Below are 8296 nucleotides of genomic sequence, written 5' to 3'. Positions count from 1 at the left end.
GCTGACCGGCCGGCCTGTTCGCCGTTGTTCCGTGTCAGTGGTGGCGCATTATAGGGAGTAATCAGAATCTGACAAGCCTATTTTTAAAAATAATTTCCGACCGTCTCTTTTTTATGCATATGACTCATTAATCCAGCAATTACATAGGCATTTGCTGTTTTTTGCATCGAACCCACGAGGCCGATGGCATACTACACCGTAAAACCTCTCTATAAAGGGAATGCCTTATGCCTTTATCTGCACAACAGTTAGCGGCCCAAAAGAACCTTTCTTACGTCCTTGCAGAGAAGCTGGCGCAACGCATTTTAAAGGGTGAGTACACACCTGGTACGATTTTGCCCGGTGAGATTGAGCTGGGTGAGCAGTTCGGCGTGAGCAGAACCGCGGTACGAGAAGCCGTAAAAACCTTAACCGCGAAAGGCATGGTACTCCCGCGTCCACGCATCGGCACTCGCGTGATGCCACAGAACAACTGGAACTTCCTGGATAAAGAGTTATTAGGATGGTGGATGACTCAGGAAAACTTTTCCGAAGTCATTAGCCATTTTCTGGTGATGCGCACCAGCCTTGAACCACAAGCCTGCGCGCTGGCAGCCCTTCATGGTACGGATACACAGAAAGCGGCGCTTAAAAATACCATGAGTGAAATGGTGGCGCTGAAGACGGCATTCGATCGCCAGCGCTGGGTTGATGTCGACGTTTCTTACCACGAACAGATCTACGAAATGAGCAGTAATCCCTTTCTGACCTCCTTCGCTGCCCTGTTCCATTCCATCTATTACAATTACTTCTCATCTATTACCCATAACGAAGTGATTAAGCTCGACGTTCATCAACAGATTGTCGACGCTATTCTCAGGGGCGATGGCGAAGCCGCCTCTTCCGCCTGTCGTGAACTGTTGCGGGAGCCCCACCAACCCTGAACGCGCTAATAAGGTATTCATGATTAGAAAAGCTCGCAGTATGGCAGGGCTGCCGTGGATTGCGGCGATGGCCTTTTTTATGCAGGCGCTGGACGCCACCATTCTTAACACCGCGTTACCCGCAATCGCCCACAGCCTGGACCGCTCGCCGCTGGCGATGCAGTCCGCCATCATTAGTTACACCCTGACGGTAGCGATGCTTATCCCCGTCAGCGGCTGGCTTGCTGACCGCTTCGGCACTCGCCGGGTGTTTATGATCGCCGTAATGCTGTTTACCCTGGGATCGCTGGCCTGCGCCCTGTCGCAGAATTTGGGTCAACTGGTGTTGTTCAGAGTGATGCAAGGCGTCGGCGGGGCGATGATGATGCCGGTCGCCCGACTGGCGTTGCTACGCGCCTATCCCCGCAGCGAGTTGCTGCCGGTATTAAATTTCGTGACTATGCCGGGGTTGGTCGGCCCGGTGCTGGGGCCGGTACTGGGCGGTGTGCTGGTTACCTGGGCCAGCTGGCACTGGATTTTCTTAATCAACATCCCTATCGGTGTCGCCGGTCTGCTGTATGCGCGCAAATACATGCCCAACTTTACGACGCCGCGCCGCGGGTTTGATATGGGTGGATTTTTGCTGTTCGGTCTGAGTCTGGTGCTGTTCTCCAGCGGGATGGAGCTCTTTGGCGAGAAAATTGTCGAGACCTGGCTTGCCGGCGTAGTGATCGCCAGCGGTCTGGCGCTGCTGGTCGCCTATATCTTTCACGCCCGTCGTCACCCCACTCCGATCATTGCGCTGCCGATGTTTAAAACGCGTACCTTCTCTATCGGCATCGCGGGCAATATCGCGTCGCGGCTCGGCACCGGCTGCGTACCGTTTTTGATGCCATTAATGTTACAGGTAGGATTCGGCTACCAGGCGCTGATCGCGGGCTGCATGATGGCGCCCACCGCCATCGGTTCGATTCTGGCAAAATCGCTGGTCACCAAAATCCTGCGTAACCTCGGCTACCGGAAAACCCTGGTGGGCGTCACACTGTTTATTGGTTTGATGATCGGCCAGTTCGCATTGCAGTCCCCTGCGATGCCGGTCTGGGCGCTGATATTGCCGCTGTTTATTCTGGGGATGGCGATGTCGATACAGTTCACCTCGATGAATACCATCACCCTTGCGGATCTCACCGATGAAAACGCCAGTAGCGGCAACAGCATGCTGGCCGTGACGCAGCAGCTTTCTATTAGCCTTGGGGTCGCGGTGAGCGCAGCAGTGCTGCGTTTTTATCAGAGCGATCAAACCACCAGCACCGTGGAACAGTTCCATAGCACCTTTATTACTATGGGAGTGATAACGCTGATCTCAGCGCTGGTGTTTATGCTGTTACGTCCGAAAGACGGACGTAACCTGATTAAAGAACGGCATTAAGCTTAAGACGAGCCGCGCGCGATGAGTTCCGGTGTTAATTGCAGGCGCTGCTGGGCAAGCCCCGGCTGCGCCATGCGATGGATCAGCACATCAATAGCCAGCTCCCCCAGTTCATCTTTCGGTTGATGAACGGTGGTCAGCGGCGGGGTCATATAGCGCGCGAGTTCAATATCGTCATACCCCACCAGCGCCATATCTTTCGGAATGCTCAGCCCGGCCTGATACAACGCCTGGTATGCGCCCACCGCCATCGCATCGTTGCCGGTAAAAACCGCTTCGGGCCGCTCGGGTAAGGCCAGCAGGGCGTTCATGGCGCTAAATCCGCTGGAAAACTCAAAGTCACCGGTGATCTCATAGCCGTCAGGAATGGCCAGCCCGGCGCGTGCCATGGCATTACGATAGCCGTCCAGCCGCAGCCGCGACGGCGTTTTATCCAGCGGCCCGGTAATACAGGCGATACGTCGATAACCTTTATCAATCAGGTGCTGGGTCGCGATTTCCCCCCCCAGCAGCGAGTTATCTTGAATCAGATCGCTGTCGCCGTCGAAAGGCGCCCAGTCCATCATCACGGTAGGGATAGAAGGATAACGCGTCATGATTTCGGCGGACGGCTGGTGCGTTTCGGTACATAACAGCAGCAGTCCATCGACGCGCTTTTGCAGCAGCGTTTCTAGATTGCTGTTCATGCGCTGTTCGTCGCCTTCGGTGTTGCACAGCACCAGACTATAGCCGCGCTCAAAGCAGCTGCGCTCCACGCCGCGGACGATTTCTGAGAAGAAGGGGTTGCTACTGGCGGTGATCAGCATCCCGATGGTGCGGGTCTGATTAAGCTTCAGGCTGCGCGCCAGCGCCGAGGGGGCGTAGTTCAGGGTTTTTACGGCGTCATTCACTTTTAAACGAATCGCCTCGCTCACGAAGCGATCGTTATTAATGACGTGAGAAACCGTGGAGGTGGAGACGCCCGCCAGGCGAGCAACATCCTTCATCGTCGCCAAGCGCTACCCCTGCTGTAGTAAGAAGTCGTCGATCTCGTGACGCCAGGGTACGGAAGGCTGCGCGCCGCGTCGGGTCACGGCAATAGCCGCAGCGGCATGGGCGAAGCGAATCGCTTCCGGCAGCGGTTTCTCTTCCAGTAAAGCGGTAACTAACGCGCCATTAAAAGTATCGCCTGCGGCAATGGTATCTACGGCATCAACTTTGAAACCCGGTACCCGCTGGCCCTGGCCGTCACGGCTGGCCCACACGCCACGGCTACCTAAAGTGATAATCACCGTGCCGATGCCTTTATCGTGCAACCGTCTGGCCGCTTGTGCGGCATCCTCATCGGTCGTCACTTTTACGCCGGTCAGCTTTTCTGCTTCGGTTTCATTAGGCGTGATAATGTCGACCAGGCTAAGCAGCTCGTCAGACAACTCACGCGCCGGCGCCGGGTTAAGGATCACGGTGGTGTTGTTCTGATGCGCGATTTTTGCGGCGGCGACCACGCTTTCCACCGGCGATTCCAGCTGCATTAACAGCGCGGATGCCTGGGCGATAAGGTCGTTTTGCGCAATAACGCGTTGCGGGGTCAGCGCGCCGTTGGCGCCAGCACTGATGCCGATGACGTTCTCACCTTCCGCGTTAACGAAAATGAGCGCCACGCCCGTGGATTCACCTTCAATGGTTTCCACCGGCGAAATATCAATATTATCGCTGGCTAACTGGGTGCAGACCCGACGCCCGGTATCGTCATCGCCTACGCAGGCAATAAACGCGATATCCGCGCCGCTGCGCCCGGCAGCCACCGCCTGATTTGCGCCTTTCCCGCCAAAAGCCACCTGGTACTGGCTGCCGGTCAGCGTTTCACCTGGCTTCGGGAAGGATTCAAGATTAAGGATATGGTCGGCATTGATACTGCCCAGAACAACCAGCTTGCCAGTAGTCTTCATTTTCGGGTTCCAGTCAAAATGCGCCACCCGAGTGGGTGGCGCGGTGCCCTGCTTTTCTAACTTTATGTAACGTTCGGCTTATTTGGTAACCAGCTTCAGCTCAACCGGGATTTGCTTCTCAACTTTTTCGCCTTTCAGCACTTTATCCGCGGTTTCTACGCCAATCACGCCAATCTGATCGGCCATCTGCGCCACGGTTGCGCCTAACTTACCGCCTTCAACCGCTTTTACGCCGTCAGCGGTGCCGTCAAAACCCACCACCAGCACGTCGGATTTACCCGCGGTTTGCAGCGCGCGCAGTGCGCCCAGCGCCATTTCATCGTTCTGAGCAAACACTGCCTGCACGTCCGGATGCGCGGTCAGCAGGTTTTGCATCACGTTCAGGCCCTTGGTGCGGTCGAAGTCCGCCGGCTGGCTTGCCAGGACGGTAAATTTATGGGCCGCAGTGGCCTGTTTGAAGCCTTCGCCACGCTCACGGGCCGCGGAGGCACCTGCGATACCCTGTAGCTCGATCACTTTCGCGCCGTCACCCAGTTTTTTAGCGATGAAGTCACCGGCCATTTTGCCGCCTGCAACGTTATCAGACGCCACGTGGCTGATTACGTCGCCTTTAGAAGCCATACGGTCCAGGGTGATCACTGGGATTTTCGCCTGGTTTGCCATCTTCACGGCGTTACCCACAGCGTCGGAGTCGGTTGGGTTGATCAGCAGTAATTTCGTTCCGCGAACGGTGAGATCCTGAACGTTAGCAAGCTCTTTCGCCGGGTTGTTCTGGGAATCCAGCACTACCAGGTTATACCCCAGCTTATCGGCTTCTTTCTGCGCGCCATCTTTTAATGACACAAAGAACGGGTTATTCAGCGTGGAGATAACCAGCGCGATCGTGTCTTTCGCCATGGCATTAGCGCTCACGGTGGCGCTTAACGCAACGGCAGAAACCAGGGTAGCCAGTTTTTTCATGTTCATAGTCAGATGTCCTGTAGAGTAATCAGTTACTGCTTTTTGTTGTCTACCAGTACCGCCAGCAGAATGACGACTGCTTTAACGATCATCTGGTAATAGGAAGAAACACCTAATAAATTCAGCCCGTTGTTCAGGAAGCCGAGGATCAGCGCACCGATCAGCGTACCTACAATACGGCCTTTACCGCCCGCCAGGCTGGTCCCGCCCAGCACCACCGCTGCGATGGCGTCCAGCTCGTAGCCGGTACCGGCAGTCGGCTGCGCGGAAGACAGACGCGCCACTTCAATAACACCCGCCAGCGCGGCCAGCATGCCGGACAGCGAATAAACGATGATTTTGACTTTATTAACGCTGATGCCGGACAGGCGCGTCGCCGCTTCGTTGCCGCCCAGCGCATAGATATAACGGCCCAGGCGAGTGTGATGCAGCATATACCAGGCGGCAAGGAATACCACCGCCATGATCCACACCGGCGTCGGGATGCCCAGCGGGCGGCCAATACCGAACCAGCCAAACAGATCGGCATTGTCAGAGAAGCCGGTATTAATCGGGCTGCCGTCGGTGTACACCATGGTGACGCCGCGCAGCAGCAGCATCATCACCAGCGTGGCGATAAACGCCTGGACGCGCCCTTTCGCGACCACGACGCCGGTTACGCCGCCAATCGCCGCGCCAAGCGCCAGCGCGCCCGCCACCGCCACCAGCGCGTTCACTTCCAGACCCACAATAGAGGCGGCGACCGCGCCGGTTAACGCCAGCAGGGAACCGACGGACAGATCGATACCCGAGGTGAGGATAACCAGCGTCATGCCCACCGCCATAATGGCGTTGACCGATGTTTGCTGCAGAATGTTGAACAGGTTATTCAGGGTAAAAAAGTTCGGGCTCATGGTGGAAACCACCGCGATGAGCACCAGCAGGGCAATCAGCGATTTTTGCTCTAACAGCCACGCTTTAGTGAAATAGCGACGGCCAGTGATAGTCTGGGTACTCATTGTCATACTCCTGCGCGGTTTAGCTTGCCAACAGCCGCCGCCATTAGCACTTCCTGAGTGGCCTGCTCGCGCGTGAATTCACCGCCGAGATGCCCCTCGTGCATCACCATGATGCGATCGCTCATGCCCAACACTTCCGGCATCTCAGACGAGACCAGAATGATGCTTAAGCCATCAGCTTTGAACTGGTTGATTAACTGGTAAATCTCTTTTTTGGCGCCGACGTCCACGCCGCGCGTCGGCTCATCCAGAATCAGCACTTTCGGGCGAGTCATCAGGCCGCGGGCAATCGCCACTTTCTGCTGATTACCGCCGGAGAGCAGGCCAATCGCCTGGTCCATGGACGGGGTTTTAACGTTAAACAGCCGGATAAAATCGCTGACCGCCTGTTGCTCGTCCTGATGTTTGAGCCCACCGCCGCTGCGGCTGAAATAGCGCAGCGCGGTTAAAGACATATTCTCTTTGACCGACATGCCCAGCACTAAACCATCGCGTTTACGGTCTTCAGAGATATACACGATGCCGTTCGCCAGGCCGTCCTGCGGCGAACGGGTCACCACTTCGTGGCCATCAAGCGTGACGTATCCGCTGGTGCGCGGCAGCGCGCCGTACAGTACCTTCATCAACTCGGTACGTCCTGCGCCCATTAGCCCGGCTACGCCAAGGATTTCCCCTTTGCGTAAGCTAAAGGAGACGTTGTTGACTCCAGGCCCGCACAGGTTATCAACCTTCAGCCGCACGTCGCCCGGCGCTTTGTCGAGGTGTGGATACTGGTCTTCCAGCTTGCGTCCCACCATCATTTCAATCAGCGTATCTTCGGTCAGCGACGCCACCTCGCGTTCAGCAATAAATTGCCCGTCGCGAAATACCGTAACGTCATCGCAGATCTCGAAAATTTCTTTCATGCGGTGGGAGATATAAACAATGCCGCGCCCCTGGGCTTTCAGCTCGCGGATCACGCGGAACAGCGATTCGGTTTCGGTATCCGTCAGGGCATCGGTGGGTTCGTCCATGATGATGACTCTGGATTCAAAGCTCAGCACCTTGGCGATTTCCACCATCTGCTGATCGCCGATCGAGAGTTCACCCACCAGCCGGTGGCTGTTAAAGCGCAGATTGAGTTTGGCGAGCAGCTTGTCGGCTTCGGCATACATGGTTTTCCAGTCGATTTTGCCAAACCGGTTAACGAATTCGCGGCCCAGGAAGATGTTTTCCGCGATGGTCAGCTGCGGGATAAGGTTGAGTTCCTGGTGGATAATGCCGATGCCCGCTTCCTGAGACGATTTCGGCCCGTTAAACGTGGTCTCCTGGCCCAGCCATTTCAGCGAACCAGCATCGCGTTGATAGATGCCGGTCAGCACTTTCATCATGGTGGATTTACCGGCGCCGTTTTCGCCGACCAATGCCATAACGCGGCCTGAATAGACATTCAGCGCCGCGCCGGAGAGGGCTTTTACACCGGGGAATGACTTATCAATCCCCTTGAGTTGCAGTAATGCGTCCATGTCGGCCTCAGAACGTTACGCCGGCACAGAGAATAATATTCGCATACGGGGAACACTCCCCGCTGCGAATGACCGCCTGGCTGGCAGCGGTGTTTACTTTGAACTGTTCATGCGTGATGTAACGAATTTCAATGGTATTTCCCTGGTGTTGTTGCAGTTGCTCAATGTGGCCGAGCAACGTTTCGTGGAGCTGCGGATTGTGTTGTTTAATTTCCAGCGCAAGGATCGCCGCTTCAACCTGCATCTCGGTAGTCACCACATCCAACACCTGCATAAAGGTGGGGACGCCCTGAGTCAGCGCCAGATCGACACGCTCAGTCGTTTTCGGGATGGGCAGCCCGGCATCACACACAACCACCGTATCGGTATGACCGAGACGTGAGATGACCCGAGAGATGTCAGCATTTAAAACGGTGCCTTTTTTCATGTCTTTGCTCCACTAGCGAAACGTTTCGCTGATTGCAGTGTAGTGAAGAAGAGGATCCAGAAACAATCGGCGCGTTACAGAAATGTGATCGCTATCGAAACGTTTCGCTCGCGTTTGTTGCAGGACGGCAAAAAGAAAAACGCCCCT

General features: G+C 55.8%; 8 protein-coding genes. 2 read left to right on the top strand and 6 right to left on the bottom strand.

Annotated elements, in window-relative coordinates:
• The first annotated feature begins 227 nt into the window (after positions 1-227).
• On the top strand, positions 228-923 hold the full coding sequence (locus FHW74_RS12540; protein WP_183170736.1) for a FadR/GntR family transcriptional regulator: 696 nt from the start codon (positions 228-230) through the stop codon (positions 921-923).
• Positions 924-942: 19 nt separating this feature from the next.
• Positions 943-2331: a multidrug transporter subunit MdtD gene (mdtD, locus tag FHW74_RS12535; protein WP_183170735.1), complete on the top strand. Its 1389-nt coding sequence runs from the start codon at positions 943-945 to the stop codon at positions 2329-2331.
• 2 nt (positions 2332-2333) lie between these two features.
• Here mdtD and rbsR read toward each other — a convergent pair whose 3' ends face one another.
• From rbsR to rbsD, 6 genes are all read right to left on the bottom strand, one after another.
• On the bottom strand, positions 2334-3326 hold the full coding sequence (gene rbsR, locus FHW74_RS12530) for a ribose operon transcriptional repressor RbsR (RefSeq protein WP_183170734.1): 993 nt from the start codon (positions 3324-3326) through the stop codon (positions 2334-2336).
• A gap of 3 nt (positions 3327-3329) precedes the next feature.
• Positions 3330-4259 (bottom strand): ribokinase, encoded by a 930-nt coding sequence (gene rbsK / locus FHW74_RS12525; RefSeq protein ID WP_183170733.1) that lies wholly within the window; start codon positions 4257-4259, stop codon positions 3330-3332.
• 78 nt (positions 4260-4337) lie between these two features.
• Positions 4338-5225 (bottom strand): ribose ABC transporter substrate-binding protein RbsB, encoded by an 888-nt coding sequence (gene rbsB / locus FHW74_RS12520; protein WP_183170732.1) that lies wholly within the window; start codon positions 5223-5225, stop codon positions 4338-4340.
• 26 nt (positions 5226-5251) lie between these two features.
• Positions 5252-6217 carry a ribose ABC transporter permease gene (gene rbsC, locus FHW74_RS12515; protein WP_183170731.1) on the bottom strand — a complete coding sequence of 322 codons (966 nt, stop codon included), beginning with the start codon at positions 6215-6217 and terminating at the stop codon, positions 5252-5254.
• Positions 6218-6219: 2 nt separating this feature from the next.
• Positions 6220-7722 carry a ribose ABC transporter ATP-binding protein RbsA gene (gene rbsA / locus FHW74_RS12510; protein ID WP_183170730.1) on the bottom strand — a complete coding sequence of 501 codons (1503 nt, stop codon included), beginning with the start codon at positions 7720-7722 and terminating at the stop codon, positions 6220-6222.
• 7 nt (positions 7723-7729) lie between these two features.
• Entirely contained in the window at positions 7730-8149 is a 420-nt protein-coding gene (gene rbsD, locus FHW74_RS12505; RefSeq protein WP_183170729.1) for a D-ribose pyranase, read from the bottom strand.
• Positions 8150-8296: the final 147 nt, after the last annotated feature.

Origin of the sequence: Atlantibacter sp. RC6 (genome assembly GCF_014193285.1) — a bacterium.
Lineage (GTDB): Bacteria > Pseudomonadota > Gammaproteobacteria > Enterobacterales > Enterobacteriaceae > Atlantibacter.
This window is presented reverse-complemented; position numbering and strand designations above follow the sequence as displayed.